This is a genomic window from Achromobacter spanius (assembly GCF_039673305.1).
Taxonomy (GTDB): domain Bacteria; phylum Pseudomonadota; class Gammaproteobacteria; order Burkholderiales; family Burkholderiaceae_B; genus Achromobacter; species Achromobacter spanius_F.
Window position 1 is genome coordinate 173,578 of sequence record NZ_JBDJLJ010000001.1, and the last position, 26,647, is coordinate 200,224.

Sequence of the window (26,647 nt, forward strand, 5' to 3'; positions counted from 1 at the left end):
CGCTTCAGCCACAAGGTGAACAAGCATGCATGCACTAGGGGTAGCAACGGTGGAAGACGCAGAGCGTCTGGTGCAATCCAGCCCGCTCTCGCATATCAAGGTGGGTCTGTCCGACGTGGACGGGCTGATGCTGGGCAAGTATCTGCGGCGCGACAAATTCCTGGGCGCCCTGCGCTCGGGGCTGGCGTTCTGCGACGTGGTGTTCGGCTGGGACATCGACGACCAGCTCTACGACAACACCAAGTACACCGGCTGGCATACCGCCTATCCCGACGCCAAGCTCAGGATCGTGCCGCAGAGTGCGCGCCGGCTGCCGCTGGAGCAGGGGCCGGGCGGCGAAGACATGCTGCTGTTCCTGGCGGAGTTTGAAGGGGGAGCGGGCGCGATCTGTCCGCGTCGCTTGCTGCACCGCGTAATCGACCGGGCGGCCGGCATGGGCTACGACGCGTACGCTGCGCTGGAGTACGAATTCTTCATGTTCCGCGAGACGCCGCACTCCGTGCGCGCCAAGCACTACCGCAACATGGAGAACTGGACGCCGGGCAACTTCGGCTACTCCATGCTGCGCAGCACGGTGGAGGGCGATTTCTACCGCAAGCTCCTGGATATGTGCGAACGCATGGACATGCCCATCGAGGGCCTGCACACCGAGACAGGGCCGGGCGTCCTGGAAGCGGCGATCGCCGTGGACCTGGCGTCCGCGGCGGGCGACAAGGCGTTCCTGTTCAAGACATTCGCCAAGGCGCTCGCGCAGCAGAACGGCCTGATGGCGACGTTCATGGCGAAGTGGTCCTCCGACCACCCCGGGCAGAGCGGCCACATCCACCTGTCGCTGCGCGACCGCAAGACGGGACGCTCCGCGTTCTACGACGAATCGCAGCCGCACGGCATCAGCGGCACCCAGTCATCCTTCATGGCCGGGGTGCAGCGCTACCTGCCCGAGTTCATGGCGCTCTACGCGCAAACCATCAATAGCTATTCGCGCCTGGTGCCCGGCTACTGGGCGCCGTTGGACGCCACGTGGGGCATGGAAAACCGCACGACGGCGCTGCGCCTCATTCCGGGCAGCGACAAATCGCAGCGCGTCGAGGTGCGCATCGGGTCCGCCGACGCCAATCCCTATCTCGCGCTGTCCGCGGCGCTGGCCTCCGGCCTGTACGGCATCGAACAGGGGTTGACGCCCGAGCCGATGGTGCAGGGAAACGCCTATACCCAGCAATTCCCCGAGCATCTGCATCTGCCCGCGACCTTGTGGGAAGCGGCGCAGCGCCTGCGCGGCTCCGAGGCTGCGCGCCTGTTGTTCGGAGACGCGTTCGTCGAGCACTACGCCGCGACGCGCGAATGGGAAGAAAGGCAGTTCCGGCGCCACGTGACCGACTGGGAGCTGGCGCGCTACTTCGAAATCATCTGACCTCCGTTCAATCCGCATTTCCGGGTCCCGCCATGACCGATGAACTCATCACCATCAGCCCGATCGACGGGCGTGAAGTCGTACGTCGCGCCTATGCCAGCGAAGCGCAGGTCGTCCAGGCGCTGGCCGGCGCGCAGGCCGCGCAAGGGGCCTGGAACGCCTTGGGCACCGAGGCGCGGGGGCGCATCGTGACGGAAGCCGTCGACCGCTTTGTCGCGGCCAAGGATGAAATCGCGCACGCGATCACGATCCAGATGGGCCGGCCCCTGCGATACGCCCCGTCCGAAGTGGCGGGCTTCGAGGCCCGCGCGCGCCACATGATCGCGATCGCCGGCCAGGCCCTGGCCCCCATCCAGGCGCCCGCGCAGGCAGGGTACACACGATTCATCAGCCGCGAGCCCATCGGCGTCGCCCTGACGATCGCGCCGTGGAACTATCCCCTGCTGACGGCCGTGAACAGCATCGTGCCGGCATTGATGGCGGGCAACACGGTCATCCTCAAGCATTCTGACCAGACGCCCTTGTGCGCGGAACACATCGAGCGCGCATTTCGCGAGGCCGGCGCGCCGCCTGGCGTGTTCCAGTATCTGCACGCCAGCCACGACATCGCGCAGCGGCTGGTGCGCGCGCCCGAGATCGGCTATGTGTCCTTTACCGGTTCGGTGCGCGGGGGGCGCGCCGTGGAAGAGAGCGCGGCGGGCCGGTTCATCGGGGTGGGCCTGGAACTTGGGGGAAACGACCCCGCGTACGTCCGGGCAGACGCCAACCTGGAGCACGCGGTCGAAACCCTGGTGGACGGCGCCTTTTTCAATTCAGGCCAGTCCTGCTGCGGCATACAGCGCATCTACATCGCGCGTACGCGCTACGATGAGTTCGTCGAACGCGCCGCGGCGTTGACCAACCAGTACGTGCTGGGCAACCCGCTGGATCCCGAGACCACCCTGGGGCCCGTTGTTCGGGCTCGCGCGGCTGCTGAAATCCGAGCCGTCATCGACGAGGCGGTCGGCGCCGGCGCCAGGAATGCGATTGATCCATCACGTTTCAAGAATGCGAGTAAAGGCTCGCCTTATGTCGCGCCGGCGCTGTTGACCCAGGTCGACCACCGCATGCGCATCATGAACGACGAATGCTTTGGCCCGGTCGTTGGCGTCATGCCGGTGGATACCGACGAGCAGGCCATTGCGCTGATGAACGACAGCCCCTACGGGCTGACAGCCGCCGTGTTCACCCGGGACGAAGAGGCCGCGCTGCATGTCGGCCGGCAGATCCGGACCGGCACATTTTTCATGAACCGCTGCGACTATCTGGATCCGGCGCTCGCCTGGACGGGTGTCAAGAATTCGGGCCGCGGCGTATCGCTATCGGCCGTCGGATACGAGCAGCTTACGCAGGCCAAATCCTTCCATCTGCGCAGCGTCTGACGCGACGCCCCGGGGAATCGAACCATGACAGTGCCCTCCGTCAACTGGAACTACCCAACCGCCATCAAGGCCGGACCTGGCCGCGTGAGCGAACTCCCGCAGTGGTGCCGCGAACTGGGCATGGCGCGCCCATTGCTGGTGACCGATCCTGGCCTGGCCGGATTGCCGATGATCGCCGACGCAGTGCGCGCCTGCCGCGAGGCCGGCCTGGAATGCGCCGTGTTCCACGACATCAAGGGCAACCCGACGGGCACCAATGTCGAGCATGGGGTTGCCGCGTTCAAGCGCGGGCGCCACGACGGCGTGATCGCGTTCGGAGGCGGCTCGGCGCTGGACGCCGCAAAGGCCGTCGCCCTGATGGCGGGCCAGAACCGGCCCTTGTGGGACTTCGAAGATATCGGCGACAACCACCTGCGCGTGAACGTGGCCGGCATGGCGCCCGTGGTGGCCGTGCCGACGACGGCGGGGACGGGTTCGGAAGTAGGGCGCGCGTCCGTCATCACTGACGAGGCCGCGCAAGTTAAGCGCATCATTTTCCATGCGCGCATGCTGCCTTCCGTCGTGATCCTGGACGCCGAGCTCACCGTCGGACTGCCACCTCGAATCACCGCCGCCACCGGCATGGATGCGCTGTCGCACAACCTCGAGGCCTATTGCTCGCCGTTCTTCCATCCCATGGCGGCCGGCATCGCACTCGAGGGCATGCGCCTGATCAAGGAATACCTGCCTCAGGCGGTCGCGGACGGGTCCGACCTGCAGGCGCGTCAGCAGATGCTGGTGGCATCCAGCATGGGCGCCACCGCATTCCAGCGCGGCCTGGGCGCCATGCATGCGCTGGCGCATCCGCTGGGTGCGCTGTATGACGCGCATCACGGCCTGCTCAACGCCATCCTGATGCCGTACGTGCTGAAGGCAAACCAGCAGGCCGTCGCGCCGCGCCTGGAAGCACTGGCGCGCTACCTGGGGCTGCCGCAAAGCGGGCCAGGGGCGGTTCTCGACTGGGTGTTGGGCCTGCGTGAGGCCGTGGGCATCCCGCACACGCTGGCGGAGATCGGTCTGGACGAGGCCGAAGCGGACCGGGTGGGGCGCATGGCCAGCGAGGATCCGTCGGCCGGCACCAACCCCGTCAATTTCTCCGCGGAAAAATATTCTCAGCTTTTCCGTGCAGCAATTCGCGGAAACCTGTAAGCTTCGCCCCCTCTGCGCGGAAACGCGGCGGTGGCAGAACAGAAATTTTGAATTTTTCGTCCGAATGGTTTGACAGCGGATTTGAAAGTGTTCATAATCTCAAGTTCTCCGCTGGAGGGGTGCCCGAGTGGTTAAAGGGGGCAGACTGTAAATCTGTTGGCCTTGCGCCTACGTTGGTTCGAATCCAACCTCCTCCACCAGAGACCCATACCTAAATCCAGGCGCGGTTTGCCTGGATTTGCAATGTAAGGCCTAGAGATCTGGGCGGCCTTCGCAAAGAAGGCTGTAAGGTTTCTCAGGCCTTGATTTCGAAGGGTTTGGGAAAGAGAAGGTGAAAGGGTTTGCCGCGGGTGTAGCTCAATGGTAGAGCAGAAGCCTTCCAAGCTTACGACGAGGGTTCGATTCCCTTCACCCGCTCCAAGATTTTTAAATGCCCATGTGGCTCAGTGGTAGAGCACTCCCTTGGTAAGGGAGAGGTCGCGCGTTCGATCCGCGCCATGGGCACCACAAATTTCCAAAGTTCTTTTCTTCAGTCCGAAGCGCAATCCAGGTCAGGAGTCAGCCATGGCAAAAGGCAAGTTTGAACGTACCAAGCCGCACGTGAACGTGGGTACGATTGGTCACGTTGACCACGGCAAAACGACGTTGACGGCGGCGATCACGACCGTTCTGTCGAACAAGTTTGGCGGCGAAGCCAAGGGCTACGACCAGATCGATGCGACTCCTGAAGAAAAGGCTCGCGGCATCACGATCAACACGGCTCACGTCGAGTACGAAACGGAAGCGCGTCACTACGCGCACGTTGACTGCCCGGGCCACGCTGACTATGTGAAGAACATGATCACGGGCGCCGCGCAAATGGACGGCGCGATCCTGGTCGTGTCGGCCGCTGACGGCCCGATGCCGCAAACGCGTGAACACATCCTGCTGAGCCGCCAGGTTGGCGTGCCGTACATCATCGTCTTCCTGAACAAGGCTGACATGGTTGACGACGCCGAGCTGCTCGAGCTGGTGGAAATGGAAGTTCGCGAACTGCTGTCCAAGTACGACTTCCCGGGCGACGACACCCCGATCGTGAAGGGTTCGGCCAAGCTGGCGCTGGAAGGCGACAAGGGCGAACTGGGCGAGCAGGCCATCATGGCCCTGGCCGCTGCGCTGGATTCGTACATCCCGACGCCTGAGCGTGCCGTTGACGGCGCGTTCCTGATGCCGGTTGAAGACGTGTTCTCGATCTCGGGTCGCGGCACCGTGGTGACCGGCCGTATCGAACGCGGCATCATCAAGGTCGGCGAAGAAATCGAAATCGTCGGTCTGGTTCCGACGGTCAAGACGACCTGCACCGGCGTGGAAATGTTCCGCAAGCTGCTGGACCAAGGTCAAGCCGGCGACAACGTGGGCATCCTGCTGCGCGGCACCAAGCGTGAAGACGTCCAGCGCGGCCAAGTTCTGGCCAAGCCGGGCTCGATCACCCCGCACACGGACTTCACGTCCGAGGTCTACATCCTGTCCAAGGAAGAAGGCGGCCGTCACACCCCGTTCTTCCAGGGCTATCGTCCCCAGTTCTACTTCCGCACGACGGACGTGACGGGCACGATCGAACTGCCGGCCGACAAAGAAATGGTCCTGCCGGGCGACAACGTTGCCATGACCGTCAAGCTGCTGGCTCCGATCGCCATGGAAGAAGGTCTGCGTTTCGCCATCCGTGAAGGCGGTCGTACCGTCGGCGCCGGCGTCGTCGCCAAGATCCTGAAGTAAGCAATACCCGGATGGGTAGGGTGGGCTTTATGTCCCCCTATCCATCTTTGCTGTAAAAGTAGTACTATGTATGGTTCCGCAAGCCAGTACATGCGGAACAAGTGCAAAGCAGTAGTGCCGAAGCGCAAAGTCGACGTAAGTAGTTAGCGACTGTGCAGCAAGTTTGAAGTGTTTAGGGGCATAGCTCAATTGGCAGAGCGTCGGTCTCCAAAACCGAAGGTTGTAGGTTCGATTCCTACTGCCCCTGCCACCGCCAGGATAAACCCGCGGGAGATCATCGCGAGTTACGCATTCACGGCGGCTCGCGTCGCAATATGTCTAATACCAGCGTTGAAACCGTAACCAGTACCGCCGACCGGGTCAAGCTCGGGCTGGCGGTTCTCGTCGTTATTGCTGGCATCGTCGGGTTTTCCGTGCTCAGCGCACAGCCGATGCCTGCACGTATCGGCGTCTTTGTCGGCGGCCTCGTGATCGCAGCCGCGATCGCCTGGTTCAGCGAACCCGGCCGCCGCACCCTGAGCTTCGCCAGCGAGTCCTACAACGAAGTCAAGCGTGTCTCGTGGCCCACCCGCAAGGAAACGACCCAGATGACGGGCATCGTTTTCGCGTTCGTGGCGATCATGGGCATTTTCATGTGGGTGCTCGACAAGGGCATCGAATGGATTCTCTACGGCCTGTTGTTGGGCTGGAAATAAGGACGGCAAATGAGTAAGCGTTGGTATGTCGTCCATGTGTACTCCGGCATGGAAAAGAGCGTGCACAAGGCCCTGAACGAGCGCATCGAGCGCGCGGGCCTGCAAACCTCTTTTGGCCGCATTCTTGTGCCCTCCGAGGAAGTCGTCGAGGTCAAGGGTGGCCAGAAGTCGATCACCGAGCGCCGCATTTTCCCCGGTTATGTCCTGGTTGAAATGGACCTGACCGACGAAACGTGGCACCTGGTCAAGAACACCAACCGCGTCACCGGCTTTTTGGGTGGCTCGGGCAACCGTCCGACCCCGATTTCCGAAAAGGAAGTCGAGAAGATCCTCTCCCAGATGGAAGAGGGTGTCGAGAAACCCCGCCCCAAGATCCTGTTCGAAGTGGGCGAGATGGTTCGGGTCAAGGAAGGTCCGTTTGCAGACTTCAACGGCAACGTCGAAGAAGTCAATTACGAAAAGAGCAAGGTTCGCGTGTCCGTCACCATTTTTGGTCGCGCCACGCCCGTCGAACTCGATTTCAGCCAGGTCGAAAAGACCTGAATTTAACCCCCGGGGAGCCCTGTCCGCATAGGCCGGGGCGATATAACCCGCAAGGAGCAAAGCATGGCGAAGAAGATCGTCGGCTTTATCAAGCTGCAAGTACCGGCTGGTAAGGCTAACCCCTCCCCCCCGATTGGCCCGGCACTGGGTCAACGTGGCCTGAACATCATGGAATTCTGCAAGGCGTTCAACGCCAAGACCCAAGGCATGGAGCCGGGTCTGCCGATCCCCGTGGTGATCACCGCTTTCGCGGACAAGAGCTTCACCTTCATCATGAAGACCCCGCCCGCGACGGTCCTCATCAAGAAGGCCGCCGGCGTGCAAAAGGGTTCGGCCAAGCCGCATACCGACAAGGTCGGCACGCTGACCCGCGCGCAAGCTGAAGAAATCGCCAAGGCCAAGGGTCCCGACCTGACCGCCGCTGATCTGGACGCCGCCGTGCGCACGATCGCTGGCAGCGCCCGCAGCATGGGCATCACGGTTGAGGGGATCTAATCATGGCAAAGTTGTCCAAGCGCGCCGCCGCTATTGCTCAAAAGATCGACCGCACCAAGCTGTACCCGGTCGCTGAAGCCCTGACCCTGGTCAAGGAAACCGCCGTCGCCAAGTTCAATGAATCCATTGACGTGGCCGTGCAACTCGGCATCGACCCGAAGAAGTCGGACCAACTGGTCCGCGGTTCGGTCGTGCTGCCCGCCGGCACCGGCAAGTCGGTCCGCGTGGCCGTGTTCGCCCAAGGCGACAAGGCTGAAGCCGCCAAGGCCGCCGGCGCCGACATCGTCGGTCTGGATGACCTGGCTGACGCGATCAAGGCCGGTCAAATGGACTTTGACGTCGTCATCGCCTCGCCCGACACGATGCGTGTCGTCGGTGCCCTGGGCCAGATCCTGGGCCCGCGTGGCCTGATGCCGAACCCCAAGGTCGGCACCGTGACGCCCGACGTCGCCACCGCTGTCAAGAACGCCAAGGCCGGTCAGGTTCAGTACCGTACCGACAAGGCCGGCATCATCCACGCAACGATCGGCCGTGCGTCGTTCGGCGTGGAACAGCTGCAAACCAACCTGGCCGCTCTGGTCGACGCCCTGCAAAAGGCTCGCCCCGCAGCTGCCAAGGGCATTTACCTGCGCAAGCTCGCCGTTTCGTCCACGATGGGCGGCGGTGCGCGCGTGGAAATTGCCTCGCTGTCGGCTTCCAACTAAGCCAACAGCAGTAAACGTACTTTGGGCTGCATCCGGATTCCTCCGGATGTTGCTGTCAAAGACCGCTGGAGCAGGGTAGTGGAAGGGGCTTCCCTTCCGTATGGAAAGCAGCATCCCCGCTGCCCCGCTTAATCCCGGAGCTCACACAGTCCGGATCCAGCGTAGACGGCGTCCCCAGGAAGATTTCTTTACACGAAGAACTCGACCAGGCGCCGCATTCGGTTGACGCGCAAGGCTCAGGCCCCAGGCGTCTTTTGATGGAGTGTTCAAACCGTGAGTCTCAATCGTCAAGAGAAAGCGGTGGTGATCGAGGAAGTCTCGGCGGAAGTCGCCAAGGCCCAATCGATTGTTATCGCTGAGTACCGTGGTCTGGACGTCGCCTCTGTCACCGTACTGCGCAAAACTGCGCGTGAATCGGGCGTGTATCTGCGTGTTCTGAAGAACTCGCTGGCCCGTCGTGCTGTTGCCGGCACGGCTTTCGAGCCGTTGGCCGAGCAACTGACCGGTCCGCTGATCTATGGCATCAGCGCTGATCCGGTTTCGGCGGCCAAGGTCATTGCTGGTTTCGCGAAAAGCAACGAAAAGCTGGTCATCAAGGCGGGCGCACTGCCCAACAACCTGTTGAACCAAGAAGGCGTGAAGGCCCTGGCCACCATGCCCTCGCGCGAAGAGTTGCTGTCGAAACTGCTTGGCACCATGCAAGCCCCCATCGCGCAATTCGTGCGTACGCTCAACGAAGTTCCGACCAAGTTCGCCCGTGGCCTCGCGGCTGTGCGCGACCAAAAGGCAGCGGCTTAATAGCCCTGCTGTCCGGAATTCGCTGAACGACGAAGCGACACCCAAACCCTGGCATTACCAAAATATTTGGAGTTCTGAAAAATGGCACTTAACAAAGCTGAAATCCTTGACGCCATCGCTGGCATGACCGTGCTCGAGCTGTCCGAGCTGATCAAGGAAATGGAAGAGAAGTTCGGCGTGTCGGCTGCTGCCGCTGCCGTCGCTGTCGCTGCTCCCGCCGCTGGTGGCGCTGCCGCCGCTGCTGAAGAGCAAACCGAGTTCACCGTCGTCCTGCAAGAAGCCGGCGCGAACAAGGTCAGCGTCATCAAGGCCGTGCGCGAGCTGACCGGTCTGGGTCTGAAGGAAGCCAAGGACCTGGTCGACGGCGCTCCGAAGCCCGTCAAGGAAGCTGTGGCCAAGGCTGACGCCGAAGCCGCCAAGAAGAAGCTGGAAGAAGCTGGCGCCAAGGTCGAAGTCAAGTAAGACCTGCGTCAACTGCCCGGGGACAGCACAGTTTGCAGTCCCCGGGCTTTTGCGTTTCCAGGAAACCCCTACTGGGGTCATGCCCATTCAGTGGGGTTTCCTGGAGTCGTATCACCTGGGGCCGTGGTTGACGGCCCATGCAACCTCGAGTCGGAGTGCTCATGCCTTACTCGTACACCGAAAAAAAGCGCATCCGCAAAAGCTTCGCCAAGCGTGAAGACGTTCAAAACGTTCCTTTCCTTTTGGCGACACAGCTTCAATCCTACCTAACTTTCCTGCAGGCGGATACCGCCCCGTCCGATCGCGTAGCCGACGGTTTGCAGGCGGCGTTCTCGTCGATTTTCCCGATCGTTAGTCACAACGGTATGGCGCGCTTGGAGTTCGTGAGCTATGTGCTCGGCGAACCGGTGTTCGATGTCAAGGAATGTCAGCAACGTGGCCTGACCTATGCCTCGCCCCTGCGAGCCAAGGTCCGCCTGGTGCTGCTTGACCGCGAAGTCAGCAAGCCCACCGTGAAGGAAGTGAAGGAACAGGAAGTCTACATGGGCGAAATTCCGCTCATGACGGGCACTGGTTCCTTCGTCATCAACGGCACCGAGCGTGTCATCGTGTCCCAGCTGCACCGTTCGCCTGGCGTGTTCTTCGAGCACGATCGCGGCAAGACGCACAGCTCCGGCAAGCTCCTGTTCTCGGCCCGCGTGATTCCTTACCGCGGCTCGTGGCTGGACTTCGAATTCGATCCGAAGGACGTCCTGTTCTTCCGCGTCGACCGTCGTCGCAAGATGCCTGTCACGATCCTGTGCAAGGCCATCGGCATGACGCCGGAATCCATCCTGGCCAATTTCTTCGACTTCGACAACTTCGAACTGAAGAGCGAAGGCGCGATGATGGAATTTGTGCCGGAACGCTGGAAGGGCGAAATGGCCCGTTTCGACATCGCCGACCGTTCGGGCAAGGTGATCGTCGAGAAAGACAAGCGCATCAATGCCAAGCATCTGCGCGACCTGGCTGCCGGCGGCATCCAGCGCATTTCCGTGCCGGAAGACTTCCTGTACGGTCGCGTGCTGGCCAAGAACATCGTTGACGAAGATACGGGCGAAGTCATCGCCAACGCCAACGACGAGATCACGGAAAGCGTGCTGGGCGCCCTGCGCGCCGCGAACGTGCACGACATCCAGGCCCTCTACACGAACGACCTGGACCGCGGTCCCTACATTTCGCAAACGCTGCGCACCGATGAAACCGCCGACCAGATGGCCGCGCGCGTTGCCATCTACCGCATGATGCGTCCTGGCGAGCCGCCCACCGAAGAAGCGGTGGAAGCGTTGTTCCAGCGCCTGTTCTACAGCGAAGAAACGTACGACCTGTCGCGCGTTGGCCGCATGAAGGTCAACAGCCGCCTGGGCCGTGGTGAAGACATTACCGGCCCGATGACGCTGACCAACGAAGACATCCTTGAAACCATCAAGGTGCTGGTCGAGCTGCGCAACGGCCGTGGCCAGATCGATGACATCGATCACTTGGGCAACCGTCGCGTGCGTTGCGTTGGCGAACTGGCCGAAAACCAGTTCCGCGCCGGTCTCGTGCGTGTCGAACGCGCCGTCAAGGAACGTCTGGGCCAGGCCGAGACGGAAAACCTGATGCCGCACGACCTGATCAACTCCAAGCCGATCTCGGCTGCCATCAAGGAGTTCTTCGGTTCGAGCCAGCTGTCGCAGTTCATGGACCAGACCAACCCCCTGTCGGAAATCACGCACAAGCGTCGCGTTTCCGCCCTGGGCCCGGGCGGTCTGACCCGCGAGCGCGCCGGCTTCGAAGTCCGCGACGTGCACCCGACCCACTATGGCCGCGTCTGCCCGATCGAAACGCCGGAAGGCCCGAACATCGGTCTGATCAACTCCATGGCGCTGTACGCTCGTCTGAACGAGTACGGCTTCCTGGAAACGCCGTATCGCAAGATTATCGACGGGCGCGTCAGCGAGCAGATCGATTACCTGTCAGCCATCGAAGAAAGCCACTACGTCATCGCGCAGGCTAACGCCGCGCTCGACGAAGAAGGCCAGTTCGTCGATGACCTGGTCGCTTGCCGTGAAGCAGGCGAAACGATGCTGACCTCCCCGGCCAACGTGCACTACATGGACGTTGCTCCGTCGCAGATCGTGTCGGTCGCCGCATCGCTGATTCCGTTCCTGGAGCACGATGACGCGAACCGCGCACTGATGGGCGCCAACATGCAGCGTCAGGCCGTGCCTTGCCTGCGTCCGGAGAAGCCGGTCGTCGGTACGGGCATCGAACGCACCGTGGCCGTTGACTCGGGCACCACCGTGCAAGCGCTGCGTGGCGGCCTGGTCGATCACGTTGACGCCGAGCGCGTCGTGATTCGCGTGAACGACGAAGAAAACGTCGCTGGCGAAGTCGGCGTCGACATCTACAACCTGATCAAGTACACGCGTTCCAACCAGAACACGAACATCAACCAGCGTCCCATCGTCAAGCGCGGCGACAAGGTCGCCAAGGGTGACGTGCTGGCCGACGGCGCATCGACCGACCTGGGCGAACTCGCTCTGGGTCAGAACATGCTGATCGCGTTCATGCCCTGGAACGGCTACAACTTCGAAGACTCGATCCTGATCTCCGAAAAGGTTGTGGCTGACGATCGCTATACCTCGGTGCACATCGAGGAACTGACGGTTGTTGCCCGCGACACGAAGCTCGGTCCGGAAGAAATCACCCGCGACATCAGCAACCTGGCTGAAACGCAGTTGAACCGCCTGGACGATTCCGGCATCACGTACATCGGCGCCGAAGTCAGCGCCGACGACGTGCTGGTCGGCAAGGTCACGCCGAAGGGCGAAACCCAGCTGACGCCGGAAGAAAAGCTGCTGCGCGCCATCTTCGGTGAAAAGGCGTCCGACGTTAAGGACACCTCGCTGCGCGTGCCCTCGGGCATGACCGGCACCGTGATCGACGTGCAGGTGTTCACGCGTGAAGGCATCGTGCGCGACAAGCGCGCCCAGTCCATCATCGACGATGAACTGCGCCGCTATCGCCAGGACCTGAACGACCAGCTGCGCATCGTTGAAAACGACCAGTTCGACCGTATCGAAAAGATGCTGGTCAACAAGACCGTCAACGGCGGCCCGCGCAAGCTGGCCAAGGGCGCCACGATCACCAAGGCTTACCTGGCTGATCTGGACCGCTGGCAGTGGTTCGACATCCGTCTGGCCGATGAACCGCACGCTGTCGTGCTGGAGCAGGCCAAGGAATCGCTCGAGCAGAAGCGCCACCAGTTCGACCTCGCCTTCGAAGAGAAGCGCAAGAAGCTGACGCAAGGCGACGAGCTGCCCCCGGGCGTGCTGAAGATGATCAAGGTCTACCTGGCCGTGAAGCGTCGTCTGCAGCCTGGCGACAAGATGGCAGGCCGTCACGGCAACAAGGGCGTGGTCTCGCGCATCACGCCGGTGGAAGACATGCCGCACATGGCTGACGGCACGCCGGCCGACATCGTTCTGAACCCGCTGGGCGTGCCCTCGCGGATGAACGTCGGCCAGGTGCTGGAAGTTCACCTGGGCTGGGCTGCCAAGGGCGTCGGCCATCGCATCGCCGATATGCTGCGCGACGAGCGCACCGCGCAGGTCAAGAACGTCCGCGCCTACCTGGACAAGGTCTACAACACGACCGGCACGGGTGCGCGCATCGACGAGCTGACCGACGAAGAAGTCATGGAAATGGCCCAGAACCTCAAGAACGGCGTGCCGTTCGCGACGCCCGTCTTCGACGGCGCGACCGAAGAGGAAATCACCACGATGCTGGAACTGGCCTATCCGGACGACGTCGCCAAGCGCATGGCGTTGACGCCTTCGCGTACGCAGGCATGGCTGTTCGACGGCCGCACGGGCGAGCAATTCGAACGCCCCGTGACGGTCGGCTACATGCACTACCTGAAGCTGCATCACTTGGTCGACGACAAGATGCACGCGCGTTCCACCGGCCCGTACTCGCTGGTGACCCAGCAGCCGCTGGGTGGCAAGGCGCAGTTCGGCGGTCAGCGTTTCGGGGAAATGGAAGTGTGGGCGCTGGAAGCATACGGCGCCGCCTACACCCTGCAGGAAATGCTGACGGTGAAGTCGGACGACATCAACGGCCGTACCAAGGTTTACGAAAACATCGTCAAGGGCGACCACGTCATCGATGCCGGCATGCCGGAATCGTTCAACGTGCTGGTCAAGGAAATCCGCTCGTTGGCCCTGGACATGGATTTGGAGCGTAACTAATGAAAGCGCTACTCGACCTCTTTAAGCAAGTCTCGCAAGACGAGCAATTCGATGCCATCAAGATTGGCATCGCCTCGCCCGAGAAGATCCGTTCGTGGTCTTACGGCGAAGTTCGCAAGCCCGAGACCATCAACTACCGCACGTTCAAGCCTGAGCGTGACGGCCTGTTCTGCTCCAAGATCTTTGGCCCGATCAAAGACTACGAGTGCTTGTGCGGCAAGTACAAGCGCCTGAAGCATCGTGGCGTGATCTGCGAAAAGTGCGGCGTTGAAGTTACCGTTGCCAAGGTTCGCCGTGAACGCATGGGCCACATCGAGCTGGCCAGCCCCGTCGCGCACATCTGGTTCCTGAAGAGCCTGCCGTCGCGTCTGGGCATGGTGCTCGACATGACCCTGCGCGACATCGAACGCGTCCTGTACTTCGAAGCCTGGTGCGTGATCGAACCCGGCATGACGCCGCTCAAGCGCGGCCAGATCATGTCGGATGACGATTTCCTCGCCAAGACCGAAGAGTACGGCGACGACTTCCGTGCCCTGATGGGCGCGGAAGCCGTGCGCGAACTGCTGCGCACCATCGACATCGATCGCGAAGTGGAAACGCTGCGCGGCGAACTGAAGGCCACCAGCTCGGAAGCCAAGATCAAGAAGATCTCCAAGCGCCTGAAGGTGCTGGAAGGCTTCCAGAAGTCGGGCATCAAGGCCGAGTGGATGGTCATGGAAGTGCTGCCCGTGCTGCCGCCGGACCTGCGTCCGCTGGTGCCGCTGGACGGCGGCCGCTTCGCGACCTCCGACCTGAACGACCTGTACCGCCGCGTCATCAACCGCAACAACCGCTTGAAGCGCCTGCTGGAGCTCAAGGCGCCGGAAATCATCCTGCGCAACGAAAAGCGGATGCTGCAGGAAGCCGTCGACTCGCTGCTGGACAACGGTCGTCGCGGCAAGGCCATGACGGGCGCCAACAAGCGCCAGCTCAAGTCCCTGGCCGACATGATCAAGGGCAAGAGCGGCCGTTTCCGCCAGAACCTGCTGGGCAAGCGCGTCGACTACTCGGGCCGTTCGGTCATCGTGGTGGGTCCGCAGCTCAAGCTGCACCAGTGCGGCCTGCCCAAGCTGATGGCCCTGGAACTGTTCAAGCCGTTCATCTTCAATCGTCTGGAGATGATGGGCCTGGCCACGACCATCAAGGCTGCCAAGAAGCTGGTCGAAAGCCAGGAACCGGTGGTCTGGGACATCCTGGAAGAAGTCATCCGCGAACACCCGGTCATGCTGAACCGTGCGCCCACGCTGCACCGTTTGGGCATCCAGGCGTTCGAGCCGGTCCTGATCGAAGGCAAGGCCATCCAGCTGCACCCGTTGGTTTGCGCGGCGTTCAACGCCGACTTCGACGGCGACCAGATGGCCGTCCACGTGCCGCTGTCGCTGGAAGCCCAGCTGGAAGCGCGCACGCTGATGCTGGCTTCCAACAACGTGCTGTTCCCGGCTAACGGCGAACCGTCGATCGTGCCGTCCCAGGATATCGTGCTGGGTCTGTACTACACGACGCGCGAGCGCATCAACGGCCGCGGCGAAGGCATTTTCTTCACCGACGTCGCTGAAGTTCAGCGCGCCTACGACAACGGCGAAGTCGAGCTGCAAAGCCGCGTCACCGTGCGCCTGAAGGAACACGAGCGCGACGAGGCCGGCGAATGGCAACCCGTGATCCGCCGTCATGAAACGACGGTCGGCCGCGCGCTGCTGTCCGAGATCCTGCCCAAGGGCCTGCCCTTCACCGTCCTGAACAAGGCGCTGAAGAAGAAGGAAATCTCGCGCCTGATCAACCAGTCGTTCCGCCGTTGCGGCCTGCGCGACACGGTTATCTTCGCCGACAAGCTGATGCAGTCGGGCTTCCGCCTGGCCACGCGCGGCGGTATCTCCATCGCCATGGGCGACATGCTGATCCCGACCGCCAAGGAAGGCATCCTGGCCGAAGCCAGCCGCGAAGTGAAGGAAATCGACAAGCAGTACTCGTCGGGTCTGGTCACGTCCCAAGAGCGCTACAACAACGTTGTGGACATCTGGGGCAAGGCTGGCGACAAGGTCGGCAAGGCGATGATGGAACAACTGGCCACCGAGCCCGTGACCAACCGTCACGGCGAGGAAGTGCGCCAGGAATCGTTCAACTCCATCTACATGATGGCTGACTCGGGCGCCCGCGGTTCGGCTGCCCAGATCCGCCAGCTGGCCGGCATGCGCGGCCTGATGGCCAAGCCGGACGGCTCCATTATCGAAACGCCCATTACCGCGAACTTCCGTGAAGGTCTGAACGTGCTTCAGTACTTCATCTCCACTCACGGCGCGCGTAAGGGTCTGGCCGATACGGCACTGAAGACGGCAAACTCGGGCTACCTGACCCGCCGTCTGGTCGACGTGACGCAGGATCTGGTCATCACGGAAGACGACTGCGGCACTTCGCAGGGCTACAACATGAAAGCCCTGGTCGAAGGCGGCGAAGTCATCGAGCCGCTGCGCGACCGCATCCTGGGCCGCGTGGCCGCCGTCGACATCGTCAACCCGGACACGCAGGAGACGGCCATCGTCGCCGGCACCCTGCTGGACGAAGACCTGGTCGACACCATCGACCGCATTGGCGTGGACGAAGTCAAGGTCCGCACGCCGCTGACGTGCGAAACGCGTCATGGCCTGTGCGCCCATTGCTACGGCCGCGACCTGGGTCGTGGTTCGCCGGTCAACCAGGGCGAGGCAGTCGGCGTTATCGCTGCCCAGTCCATCGGTGAACCGGGCACGCAGCTGACGATGCGTACGTTCCACATCGGTGGCGCGGCCTCGCGTTCGGCGCTTGCCAGCGCGGTGGAAACGAAGTCCACCGGCGTCGTCGGTTTTGCCAGCACGATGCGCTATGTCACGAACGCCAAGGGCGAACGTGTGGCGATCTCGCGCTCCGGCGAACTGGCGATCTTCGACGACAACGGCCGCGAACGCGAACGCCACAAGATCCCGTACGGCGCGACCGTGCTGGTGGGCGACGGCGAAGCCGTGAAGGCCGGCGCTCGTCTGGCGACGTGGGATCCGCTGACCCGTCCGATCGTGTCGGAATACGGCGGCGCCGTCCGCTTCGAGAACATCGAAGAAGGCGTGACCGTTGCCAAGCAGGTGGACGAAGTCACCGGCCTGTCGACGCTCGTCGTCATTACGCCCAAGACCCGTGGCGGCAAGATCGTCATGCGTCCGCAGATCAAGCTGGTCAACGAAAACGGCGAAGACGTCAAGATCGCCGGCACCGATCACTCGGTGAACATTTCGTTCCCGGTGGGCGCGCTGATCACGGTGCGCGATGGTCAGCAGGTTGCCGTGGGTGAAGTCCTGGCGCGTATTCCGCAAGAATCGCAAAAGACCCGCGACATTACCGGCGGTCTGCCGCGTGTGGCTGAACTGTTCGAAGCCCGTTCGCCGAAGGACGCTGGCATGCTCGCCGACGTTACCGGCACGGTGTCGTTCGGCAAGGACACCAAGGGCAAGCAGCGTCTGGTCATCACCGACCTGGAAGGCGTGAGCCACGAGTTCCTGATTCCGAAGGAAAAGCAGGTTCTGGTGCACGACGGCCAAGTGGTGAACAAGGGCGAAATGATCGTGGACGGCCCGGCCGATCCCCACGACATCCTGCGCCTGCAAGGCATCGAAAAGCTGGCGACCTACATCGTCGACGAAGTCCAGGACGTGTACCGTCTGCAAGGCGTGAAGATCAACGACAAGCACATCGAAGTGATTGTTCGTCAGATGCTGCGCCGTGTGAACATCGTCGATGCGGGCGATACCGAGTTCATCCCGGGCGAGCAGGTCGAGCGCTCCGAGCTCCTGAACGAGAACGACCGCGTCACGGCTGAAGATCGCCGTCCGGCCAGCTACGACAACGTGCTGCTGGGTATCACGAAGGCTTCGCTGTCGACCGACTCGTTCATCTCGGCTGCTTCGTTCCAGGAGACCACCCGTGTCCTGACCGAGGCCGCCATCATGGGCAAGCGCGACGACCTGCGCGGCTTGAAGGAAAACGTCATCGTCGGCCGCCTCATCCCGGCGGGTACCGGCCTGGCTTACCACCATGCGCGCCGCGACAAGGAAGAACTGGAGGCGGCGGAACGCGAAGCCGCTCGCCAGCAGGCCAACCCGTTCGAAGACTCGCCGGTCACGGTGGGCTCGGACGCCGACGCCCCGGCTTCCGACATCGGCACCGAGGATTCCGCCGAATAAGCGGAGTACCCCGTACAGGTTTCCCCGCACGGTCGCGGGGAAGCCTGAAAAGCAAAAGGCCGCTGATGCGAATCAGCGGCCTTTTTTTGCGTGGCCTGACCTGCGCAAGCAAGGGTGCAGGAAGACTACTTGGCTGTCTGCGCCCGAGCGCGCTGGAAGGCGGGCCCCCAGACCGGATGGCCGGCTTCGTTCGCGGCAAGTTCGAAAGCAGGATCCAGGGCCAGGATGCGGGAGAAACTGTCTTCGCAGAGCTGCGCATAACGGCTGACGCAGTAGCTGAAAGCCTGAAGCTTGTAGGCCTCGATGCGTACCGCTTTGGACGAGGTCGCCAATGCGTCGGAAGTGGCGACGCCGCGGATCACTTCGCCGTAGCGGCCCGCGCTGTATTGGTCTCGCACTTGTTGCAGCTGGTCCAGTGCTTCGGCGGTGGGCGGGCTCTCGGGCTGCAATGTGGAGACGCCGGCGCAGCCAGCCAGAAGGGCCGAAAAGCCGAGCAGACTGCTCAGGATGCGAATTTTCATGGCTTCCAAAGATGTAGAGTGGTGAGGCGGTACGCTATCGTGCCACAGCCTGATGCGCTCGGACATTTTCGGCAATGTCCTAATGTTGCGGATTGGATAATATTCCGCCTAAATAATCCATAAACCCGTTTTGGCGCACAGGCGCAGCTTCGATCATGTCTTCTTCCGCCGGCCTGTTGACGCCGCGTGGCCCATTTTCCGGCGCCGCGCCGCTGGCATTGCGTCCCTTGAGCGCCATCTCCGCAAGCGCGGCCGGTGGCGTTCCGGAATCGCGCATCAAGCGCCTTCTGTCCGACCTCCTGCCTTCCCTGATCGCATTGCATGCGCAGGGCGAGATCTGCGGCGATATCTCCCTTGAAACCGTCGGCATGGACGAGGGCGCCCGCGCCCACCTGTTGCCGGAACTGGTGGTTGCGCGTTCGCGCCGAGCCAGCAGGACGCCGGCGGCCGGTTTTGCACCGTTCGAGCTGTACACCGATTCGATGGAGTGGCCGCGCGGTCCCTGGAGCGATATCTACTCCTTGTGCGCGGTGGCCTATGTGCTCGTGACCGGCAATCGGCCGCCGCCGGCCCCCGAGCGCCGGGCCCATGATGCTTATGAGCCCCTGGCGTCGCTGGGCCTGTCCAAGTATGGCCAGGACTTCCTTGGCGTCATCGACTCGGGCCTGTCGATGGATCCGCAAGACAGGCCTCAAACGCTTGCCGCTCTGGCCGGCCTGCTGGGCGTGGCCGCGTACGCCGAACCGGATCCCCCCGTCGAGGATGTCGCCGATACGGCCAGGACCGCTCCGGCGGCGGGCATGCCGACCCGGCGTGAGCCCGCGCGCCGCCGCCGGCCCTTGCTCGCGCTGCTGCTGTTGGTGGCGCTGATAGGCGCAGGTGTGTACGCCTGGTTCCAAGCCGGCATGGGGACACCCAATGCGCTCATTACCCGTTCCGAAGTCGTGCAGCCCAATCCGCCGGTCGTGCATCCGCTGCCACCGCCGGCCGCGGCGCCTGCGGCCCCGCCCGCGGCCCAGGTTCCCGGCGACCTGCCGCCATTGATTCCGGGCGGCTCGGGTGCGGCGCCGGCCGCGCCGGCGGCGACACCCGCCGAGCCGGTTGCGACGCCTGCGCCGCCCGCGCCTTCGCCTCAGGCCCCCGTGGCGCAGGAATCCGCGCAGGCGCCGGCCCCTGCCGACGAGGCGTCCAAGCCCAAGCCTGTTCCTGTCAGTGTGCGACTGGACATCCAGCCGTGGGGCGAGGTGTGGATCAATGGCGTGGCGCGCGGCGTCAGCCCGCCTGTGAAAGAGCTGAAACTGATTCCAGGCAAGTATCAGGTGGTCGTGCGCAATGCCGACCTGCCGCCGCTGCGCATGACGCTGGACCTGAAGGCGGGCAAGCCCGCCGTCATTGCGCATACCTTCAAGTAGCGGGGCCGCGGCAGCCTTGCCGGTTTTCGCGGGCGTCAGGCTCCGGGAAACGCCGGCGAGGTCACGCCTTTGGCAGGCGCAGCGTGAATGTTGAGCCGGCGCCCGGCTGGCTGCGGACGTCGACGGAGCCGTTGTGCCGTTCGGCCACGGTGCGCACGAACGCCAATCCCAATCCTGCGCCGCCCACATCGCCGCGGGACTCGACACCCAAGCGCGCGAATGGCTCGAACAACCGGGCCAGGTCTTGCGGCGCTATGCCTTGGCCCTGGTCGCGAATGGTCACCAGCCAATGGCCGGGATCCTCCTGAATGCGGCATTCGATCCGCGTGTCCGACGGGCTGTATTTGATCGCGTTGTCGACGAGGTTGCACAGGGCGCGCATCAGCAGCGTCTGGTCTCCGCGGGCATATGCGACCGGTATGGGCGCCTGCACCTCGAGCAGGATGCCGCGCTTGTTGGCGGACGGCCAGAGATCATCGACGGCGTCCTGCAGCAGGCTGCCCAGATCAAGTTCCACCGAGCTTATCGCCATGGATTCGGCCCGCGTCAGATGCACGAAGTCGTCGACCAGCCGCAGCGTGCGAGCAGCCAGCATTGCGATGCGCTTGAGCGTGTCGTCCTGAACCCCTGGCGCAGGTCCCTCCTGCGCCATTTCCACCAGCGCCAGGATGGAGCTTTGCGGAGCGCGCATGTCGTGGGAAATGAAGCGCAAGGTCTCTTCGCGCTGGCGCTCGGCCTGGCGGATGCCGGAAATATCGGTCAGTGTGACGACGTTGCCGGCGAAGTGGCCCTCGGCCGTATGGATGGGGGCGCATTTCAGGATCATGTCGCGTCCCGCGTGGTCGCGCACTTCCAGGTCGGCGCTCCAGGGCGACGTGGCGTCGGCGGGGCTTCGACCGCTGAGTGCCTCGGCCACCCGGAGCCGGGTGGCCGCGTCCGACAAGGTTCTTTCAAGCAGATGGGCCGCCGGGCGGCCTACGCGGGGAGGCCGGATGCCGAGCCGCTGGAAGTACATGATGGCGGCCTGATTGCGGAATCGCATACGGCCGTCCTGGTCGAAAACCAGCGTTGCGTCCGGCATGCCGTCCAGACCGTCGGCCAGGAAGCGACGCAGGTTGCGCACACGCGCCAGCGCGCGCCGCAACTCGCCCACCCGGCTTTCCAGGGACGCATTCGGATTGGCAAGGGGCACGCGCGCTTCGTTGAGAATGGGCGGGTATTCGCGCTGCAGGCGGCGCAGCTCATTGTCCATGTAGCGCAGCGCGGCTTCCTGGCTGCGCCAACTCCATAGCGGATAGCACAGCGCCACGCCCGCCAATGCCGCCGTTGGCGCAAACCACAGGTTGGCGTAGGCCAGCAGTAGCCACGCGGCCAGCGGAATGCCGGCAAGCAGGGCAAGGCTGACCAGCAGCGCCTGCTTTGGAGACAGGCGCCACAGGGCCAGGCACGCCAGCAGGACGGGCAGGGCGGCAAACAGCGCATTCCACCAGGCCGACGGACGCTGGTAAGCGATGTCGGAGCGCGCCGCCTGCAGGACGTTGGCGATGATCTCCACGCCGGATATGCCGCTGACATCGTGCGACACCGGCGTCGGATAGTCGTCGCCCATACCGGTTGCCCAGGCGCCCACCAGCACGTACTTTCCTTGCAGTTCCTCCGGCGGCAGGTCGCCGCGCAGCACGGACAGGTAAGACACCGTGCGCATGTGCGCGGGCGGTCCGGCATAGGGAATCAGGATCCGGCCTTCGGGATCCGCGCGTTTCAGCAAGCGCCGGGCGCGGTCGGGTTCCCCGCCGACCTCCAGCATCGAAATGGCCAGGTGGTTGCGGCGGTCGCCGGCGAATTGCGCAGTCAAGGCGGCTTCGCGCACCACGCCGTCGGAATCGATCAACGCATTGATGAAGCCGGTCGAAGCCGCGGCCCGCGCCAGCTCGGCAATGGGCAAGCCCATGGCGCTCGGATTCCTGATGTGGTCAAGAACCACCGGCAGCACCGTTCGGCCGTTGCGCCGGATGCTGTTGGCCAGGATTGCGTCGTCGCCGGGGTTGACGGTGTCGGGCTCGGCGAAGATAAGGTCCAGGCCCACGGCACGGGCGCCGCTCAGCCGGTCGATCAACGCGGCGTGGATGGCGCGTCGCCAGGGCCAGCGTCCCAGCGCCTCGATGCTCGCGTCGTCGATCGCCACGACCAGGATGTCCGGGTCGGCGGCGCGTCCGGTCATCATGACGGCGCGGTCATAAATGACCTGGTCCAGCCGTCCAAGGCCGTTGAACGATCCCAGGAACGCGGCCAGCGCCGCCAGCGCCAGCGTCAGCCACAATCCGGAGCGCGAGGGCCGTTCCTGGGAGTCGGCGGGATCGGCCATGAAACGGGCTCTAGTACTCTGTCAGGGTCACGAGTCCGCCGGCGCCGCTGGTGACGCTCAATCCGAACGAGGTCAGCAGCATGTTCGCGCCTTCGAAGGCGCGGACCGAATCCTGTCCGTGCAATCCCAGGCTGTCCACCGCGCGTACCGACACATAGAAAGTGCCGGGGCCTGGAGCGGTGAACCGGATGTCGGTGCCAGGGAAGCTGGCCGACGACACGGGCAGGGTGCCGTCGGCGTCCCGCGAGACGCGTACCAGATAGCTCTGCGCACCCGGCACCGGGGCGAAGGCGCTGGTCCAGGCGCCGCCGGCGCGAACCGGGTCGCCCAGTTGCGGCGCGGTCAGTAGCGGTCGAACGCCGGAAACCGTGCCGTCGGCGCCGACCGCCGCGCCGTGCCCGCCAGTCACCGCAACCGGTTTGGCCGGGGGCGTGGCGCCGGGCGCATGCGGCTGTAGCCGCACGCTTCCTTCCAGCACTTCGCTGCGGACGCCTTCGCTGCCGCTTTGCACCCGGAACCGGGTGCCGCGCACGCCGGTCACCGCGACTGGCGTGCGGATTTCGAAACGCCCCACACCATTGCCGGCGGGAGCGACGGTCGATTCAACGCTGCCGCGGCGCACGTTGATGACTGAATCGGTCAACGCCGTGCCTTCAAACTGGCGCAGGCGGGTCAGTTCCACGGCTCCGCTGGACGGGAGGGTGAGCTTGGATCCGTCGGCCAGTTCCAGCGTGACAAAGCCGTTGGGCGAGGTTTCCAGCGTGCTGCCTTCCGACACTGCGGTTCCGGGTTGCGGAGCTTTCCCATCGAGCGCAGCCTGACCGCTGACATGCACGATCCTGGCTTGCGCATCGCGCACGGGAATCATCGACAAGGGGATATGCAATTCCAGGCCGATGGGCAGGGCTTCGGGCGTCACCACGCTGTTCAGCGTCTGCAGCCGCGTCCAGTTCGCCTGGTTGCGCGTATAGCGGGCAGCCAGGTCGATCAGCGTGTCGCCCGGGCGGACGCGATGGATGAAGTCCTCGCCCAAGGCGCCGGCCGGCTGGCCGAACGCGGGGGCGCCAAGCGTGATGCAGGAAAGCAGGACAAGCAGGGGAAGCGCGCGGCTGCGGCTCATGGCGATGGGTTCTCCAGGGGGGCAGGCTGCACCGCTATTGCGGACTGTTCTGGCTGTCTTCCGACGGGCTGACCACTTCGAGCCGGTAGCCGAGCGCGTACGAGGACGTCAGACGCACGCCATGCTGGGGACGCAGTTGCAGCTTCTGCCGGATGTTCGACAGATGCGTATCCAGCGTGCGCGACGTGGCCGGAATCTCGCGGTTCCAGACGCACTCGGCCAGCACGTCGCGCGACATCAACCGGCCCAGGTTGCGGAAAAACAGCAGCGCGAGTTCGTACTCCTTGGGCGCCAGCGAGACTGCAACACCGTCCAGCATGATGGCGCGAGCCGTGGGTTCGATGCGGTAGCGCGCGACCTCAAAGATGTCGTCGGCGGGTTCGGCGATCTGGCTGCGCCGCAGCAAGGCCGCGACGCGTGCCAGCAATTCCAGGGGACGCATCGGCTTGACGATGTAGTCGTCCGCCCCGGCGCGCAGGCCTTCCACCAGATCGTCTTCGGTTGACCGGTTGGTCAGGAAGATGACCGGAATGCGAGGGCCGATGTTGGTGCGCAGCCAGCGGACCACGTCGTCGCCGTCGATATCGGGTAAATGCCAGTCGAGCAGCACCAGATCGAAGGATTCGTTGCGCAACGCTGCCAGAAGATCCCGGCTCTGGTGGTAGCTGGTGCAAGCGTAGCCGGCGGTTGTCAGAACTTGCTGGATGCGCCGAGCCTGGTCCAGGTCGTCTTCCAGCGACGCGATTTTCATCAGACGAGTTCTCGCGAGGATTTGCAGCGCAGGCGCGCTCTGTGGCGTCCTATTGCAATAGGGTGGGGGGTATGTGTAATCGAATGATAACTCGGTAGACCCCCTTGTCGGCAACGTTATGGCAAGAACTGTCAAACATTGCAAAGTTGACGAATCTTGACTGGAGTTGTTGCATTACGGCGCGCCAAACTGTCTCAACCATTACACGAGCCGGCGGAAACAGCAGGCAGTGCAAGGGGCGGATCGCAGACCGGAAAAGCTATGAATCAATTGCGCATACTTATGATGTCCTCGGAGGAAGCCGTTTGCAGCACGGCGGTGTCGGCGTTGTTGCAGGCCGGAATATCGGCACGGGGCTGTTCGACATCGCTTGAATTGTTCGGATTGCTCAACAGTGGCCACTACGATGCGGTCGTCCTGGACGTAGGAGCCTCGGGTGAAATGGGCTATGCGCTGGTGGCGCGCCTGCATGGCTCGGCGCCTCTCGGCATCGTGGTGATCGGCCGCGGCATGTCCGTGGACGCCCGCTTGCGCTGCTTGCAAAGCGGGGCGGATGCGTGCCTGCCGGATCCGCAGGATCCGCGGGAACTCGTTTGCATCCTGCTGTCCTTGGCCCGCCGGCTACCCGCTGAAATGGATTTGTCCCCGACAGAAGAGCTCGCTGTGGGCAAATGGGAATTGCGTGACCAGGGGTGGACGCTTCTGGCGCCCTCGGGCGCGACCCTGTCGCTGTCGGCCAACGAGCGCCTGGTCGTGCGTGCATTGCTGGATGTGGCGGGCCGGGCGGTGGGCCGCGAGGCGCTCGGGAGCGAACTGCAAGTGGAGGGCAGCGCGGTGCGTTCCAGCAGCGCGCGCAGCATTGACGTCATCGTCAGCCGCCTGCGCCGCAAGGCGGAACAGGCAGGATTGATCCTTCCGATCCGCACGGTCTACGGCAGCGGTTACCTGTTTACAGACCAGTAGCGCTCCTGAACGCAGTACACTCCAGCCGACGCAATCAGGGCAGGGATTGCCCGTAGAAGGCCGTCGGCATGGGGGCGTGGCGCAGCCCGTCGTCCGCCAGTTACGTGGCCCCAATTTTCGCTAGCCGCGCGCAAATCCCCTTCTTCTGCCGGCAACATGCGACTTGGCAACGCTTACAAAAAACTTTGACAGCAAGCCTTGATCTCAGTTATGCTAAAGGGCTTACTGCTTTATTTCGCGCGCAAAATCAGCACGTTTTAGGCAAACAGTCGAGGGCCCGGAAACCAAGGTGCGTCACGAGCCTTTTGTTTTTCGAATCCATCTGTACGACTGTTTTCCGGCTGCATCCGGTTTTGTGCGTTTGTCATGGTTTGTTGGCAAGCCCGCTCTTTTACGTATATGAACGTTTGAGGCGGTTTTGCGCGAACCGCCTTCTCCGAAAGCTCACTGCTCGACGAGACGAGTACGTATGTACTTACCAGTGGTACGTAAAAGGGATTTCAAAGGTCATGCCTACCATTAGCCAACTCGTGCGCAAGCCGCGCGAAGTCAGCATCATCAAAAGCAAGAGCCCCGCGCTCGAAAACTGCCCGCAACGCCGCGGCGTGTGCACTCGCGTGTACACCACCACCCCCAAGAAGCCGAACTCCGCTCTGCGTAAGGTTGCCAAAGTGCGTCTGACCAACGGTTACGAAGTCATTTCGTACATCGGCGGTGAAGGCCACAACCTGCAAGAGCACTCGGTGGTTCTGGTGCGTGGCGGTCGTGTGAAGGACTTGCCCGGTGTGCGTTATCACATCGTGCGCGGTTCCCTCGACCTGCAAGGCGTCAAGGATCGTAAGCAAGCCCGCTCGAAGTACGGCGCCAAGCGCCCGAAGAAGGCTTAATAACGAGTCAGCAGTACCCCCGCGTGGCGGAAGTCCGTCACCAGGGAAGTGCGACCGCGCCATCCAGATGATGGGAAGGTGCGCGGCACGTAAGGGGTCGTCCCAATGGGCGGCCATGGCCGTGTAATGAAACACGGTTCAACTGAACAGACACAAGGAAGCAACAATGCCCCGTCGTCGCGAAGTACCCAAGCGCGAGATTCTGCCCGATCCCAAGTTCGGCAGCGTCGAACTCGCCAAGTTCATGAACGTCGTCATGCTGGACGGCAAGAAGGCCGTCGCCGAGCGCATCGTCTATGGTGCCCTCGAGCAAGTGCAAACCAAGACCGGCAAAGAGCCGATCGAAGTTTTCAGCCTGGCGATCAACAACATCAAGCCGATCGTCGAAGTCAAGAGCCGCCGCGTTGGCGGTGCCAACTACCAAGTGCCGGTTGAAGTGCGCCCTGTGCGCCGCCTGGCCCTGGCTATGCGTTGGCTCCGTGAAGCCGCCAAGAAGCGTGGCGAAAAGTCGATGGATCTGCGTCTTGCTGGCGAACTGATCGACGCCTCCGAAGGTCGTGGCGCCGCGATGAAGAAGCGCGAAGACACGCACAAGATGGCAGAGGCCAACAAGGCCTTCAGCCATTTCCGCTGGTAAT

The 26,647-nt window shown here is 63.2% G+C and carries 20 protein-coding genes and 4 tRNA genes; 20 read left to right on the forward strand and 4 right to left on the reverse strand.

Going from position 1 to position 26,647, the window contains the following annotated elements:
- The first annotated feature begins 25 nt into the window (after positions 1-25).
- The 16 genes from ABE485_RS00830 to rpoC all read left to right on the forward strand — a co-directional run bounded on the left by ABE485_RS00830 (position 26) and on the right by rpoC (position 17,990).
- On the forward strand, positions 26-1,411 hold the full coding sequence (locus ABE485_RS00830; RefSeq protein WP_346512792.1) for a glutamine synthetase family protein: 1,386 nt from the start codon (positions 26-28) through the stop codon (positions 1,409-1,411).
- A 32-nt stretch (positions 1,412-1,443) separates the two neighbouring features.
- A complete protein-coding gene (locus ABE485_RS00835; protein WP_346512793.1) occupies positions 1,444-2,832 on the forward strand; it encodes an aldehyde dehydrogenase family protein in 1,389 nt (462 codons plus the stop codon).
- A gap of 24 nt (positions 2,833-2,856) precedes the next feature.
- Positions 2,857-4,020: an iron-containing alcohol dehydrogenase gene (locus tag ABE485_RS00840; protein WP_346512795.1), complete on the forward strand. Its 1,164-nt coding sequence runs from the start codon at positions 2,857-2,859 to the stop codon at positions 4,018-4,020.
- Positions 4,021-4,133: 113 nt separating this feature from the next.
- Positions 4,134-4,220: transfer RNA gene (locus tag ABE485_RS00845), tRNA-Tyr, on the forward strand.
- Between the two features lie 146 nt (positions 4,221-4,366).
- A tRNA-Gly gene (locus ABE485_RS00850) sits at positions 4,367-4,440 on the forward strand.
- Positions 4,441-4,452: 12 nt separating this feature from the next.
- Positions 4,453-4,527: transfer RNA gene (locus tag ABE485_RS00855), tRNA-Thr, on the forward strand.
- A gap of 57 nt (positions 4,528-4,584) precedes the next feature.
- Positions 4,585-5,775 carry an elongation factor Tu gene (gene tuf / locus ABE485_RS00860; protein WP_346512796.1) on the forward strand — a complete coding sequence of 397 codons (1,191 nt, stop codon included), beginning with the start codon at positions 4,585-4,587 and terminating at the stop codon, positions 5,773-5,775.
- Positions 5,776-5,949: 174 nt separating this feature from the next.
- A tRNA-Trp gene (locus ABE485_RS00865) sits at positions 5,950-6,025 on the forward strand.
- A gap of 64 nt (positions 6,026-6,089) precedes the next feature.
- A complete protein-coding gene (secE, locus tag ABE485_RS00870; RefSeq protein WP_346512797.1) occupies positions 6,090-6,470 on the forward strand; it encodes a preprotein translocase subunit SecE in 381 nt (126 codons plus the stop codon).
- A 9-nt stretch (positions 6,471-6,479) separates the two neighbouring features.
- Entirely contained in the window at positions 6,480-7,013 is a 534-nt protein-coding gene (nusG, locus tag ABE485_RS00875; protein WP_006389586.1) for a transcription termination/antitermination protein NusG, read from the forward strand.
- A gap of 63 nt (positions 7,014-7,076) precedes the next feature.
- On the forward strand, positions 7,077-7,508 hold the full coding sequence (gene rplK, locus ABE485_RS00880) for a 50S ribosomal protein L11 (RefSeq protein WP_006227005.1): 432 nt from the start codon (positions 7,077-7,079) through the stop codon (positions 7,506-7,508).
- A gap of 2 nt (positions 7,509-7,510) precedes the next feature.
- Positions 7,511-8,212 (forward strand): 50S ribosomal protein L1, encoded by a 702-nt coding sequence (gene rplA / locus ABE485_RS00885; protein ID WP_171667612.1) that lies wholly within the window; start codon positions 7,511-7,513, stop codon positions 8,210-8,212.
- Positions 8,213-8,485: 273 nt separating this feature from the next.
- Entirely contained in the window at positions 8,486-9,010 is a 525-nt protein-coding gene (gene rplJ / locus ABE485_RS00890; RefSeq protein ID WP_008157775.1) for a 50S ribosomal protein L10, read from the forward strand.
- A gap of 81 nt (positions 9,011-9,091) precedes the next feature.
- Complete coding sequence (gene rplL / locus ABE485_RS00895) at positions 9,092-9,472, forward strand: 50S ribosomal protein L7/L12 (protein WP_008157777.1); 381 nt, start codon at positions 9,092-9,094, stop codon at positions 9,470-9,472.
- Positions 9,473-9,633: 161 nt separating this feature from the next.
- Complete coding sequence (rpoB, locus tag ABE485_RS00900) at positions 9,634-13,746, forward strand: DNA-directed RNA polymerase subunit beta (RefSeq protein WP_346512798.1); 4,113 nt, start codon at positions 9,634-9,636, stop codon at positions 13,744-13,746.
- A complete protein-coding gene (rpoC, locus tag ABE485_RS00905; RefSeq protein ID WP_346512800.1) occupies positions 13,746-17,990 on the forward strand; it encodes a DNA-directed RNA polymerase subunit beta' in 4,245 nt (1,414 codons plus the stop codon). Before rpoB ends, rpoC begins: the two co-directional genes overlap by 1 nt.
- A 125-nt stretch (positions 17,991-18,115) precedes the next feature.
- Here rpoC and ABE485_RS00910 read toward each other — a convergent pair whose 3' ends face one another.
- Positions 18,116-18,511 (reverse strand): TssQ family T6SS-associated lipoprotein, encoded by a 396-nt coding sequence (locus ABE485_RS00910; protein WP_346512801.1) that lies wholly within the window; start codon positions 18,509-18,511, stop codon positions 18,116-18,118.
- A 155-nt stretch (positions 18,512-18,666) separates the two neighbouring features.
- On the opposite strand from ABE485_RS00910, the gene ABE485_RS00915 reads away from it, so the two are divergent.
- Positions 18,667-19,923, forward strand: coding sequence for a serine/threonine protein kinase (locus ABE485_RS00915; protein ID WP_346512802.1), 1,257 nt, complete (start codon positions 18,667-18,669; stop codon positions 19,921-19,923).
- Positions 19,924-19,984: 61 nt separating this feature from the next.
- Here ABE485_RS00915 and ABE485_RS00920 read toward each other — a convergent pair whose 3' ends face one another.
- From ABE485_RS00920 to ABE485_RS00930, 3 genes are read right to left on the reverse strand one after another with little or no spacing between them, the layout of a single operon-like run.
- Positions 19,985-22,288: a CHASE2 domain-containing protein gene (locus tag ABE485_RS00920; RefSeq protein ID WP_346512803.1), complete on the reverse strand. Its 2,304-nt coding sequence runs from the start codon at positions 22,286-22,288 to the stop codon at positions 19,985-19,987.
- 10 nt (positions 22,289-22,298) lie between these two features.
- Entirely contained in the window at positions 22,299-23,408 is a 1,110-nt protein-coding gene (locus ABE485_RS00925; protein WP_346512805.1) for a FecR domain-containing protein, read from the reverse strand.
- A gap of 34 nt (positions 23,409-23,442) precedes the next feature.
- A complete protein-coding gene (locus ABE485_RS00930) occupies positions 23,443-24,159 on the reverse strand; it encodes a response regulator transcription factor (protein WP_346512806.1) in 717 nt (238 codons plus the stop codon).
- Between the two features lie 261 nt (positions 24,160-24,420).
- On the opposite strand from ABE485_RS00930, the gene ABE485_RS00935 reads away from it, so the two are divergent.
- From ABE485_RS00935 to rpsG, 3 genes are all read left to right on the forward strand, one after another.
- A complete protein-coding gene (locus ABE485_RS00935; protein WP_346512807.1) occupies positions 24,421-25,122 on the forward strand; it encodes a response regulator transcription factor in 702 nt (233 codons plus the stop codon).
- A gap of 509 nt (positions 25,123-25,631) precedes the next feature.
- The gene (gene rpsL / locus ABE485_RS00940; protein ID WP_005017264.1) at positions 25,632-26,009 is read left to right on the forward strand and encodes a 30S ribosomal protein S12; all 378 of its coding nucleotides are present in this window, start codon (positions 25,632-25,634) and stop codon (positions 26,007-26,009) included.
- Between the two features lie 166 nt (positions 26,010-26,175).
- Entirely contained in the window at positions 26,176-26,646 is a 471-nt protein-coding gene (gene rpsG, locus ABE485_RS00945) for a 30S ribosomal protein S7 (RefSeq protein ID WP_006216561.1), read from the forward strand.
- Position 26,647: the final 1 nt, after the last annotated feature.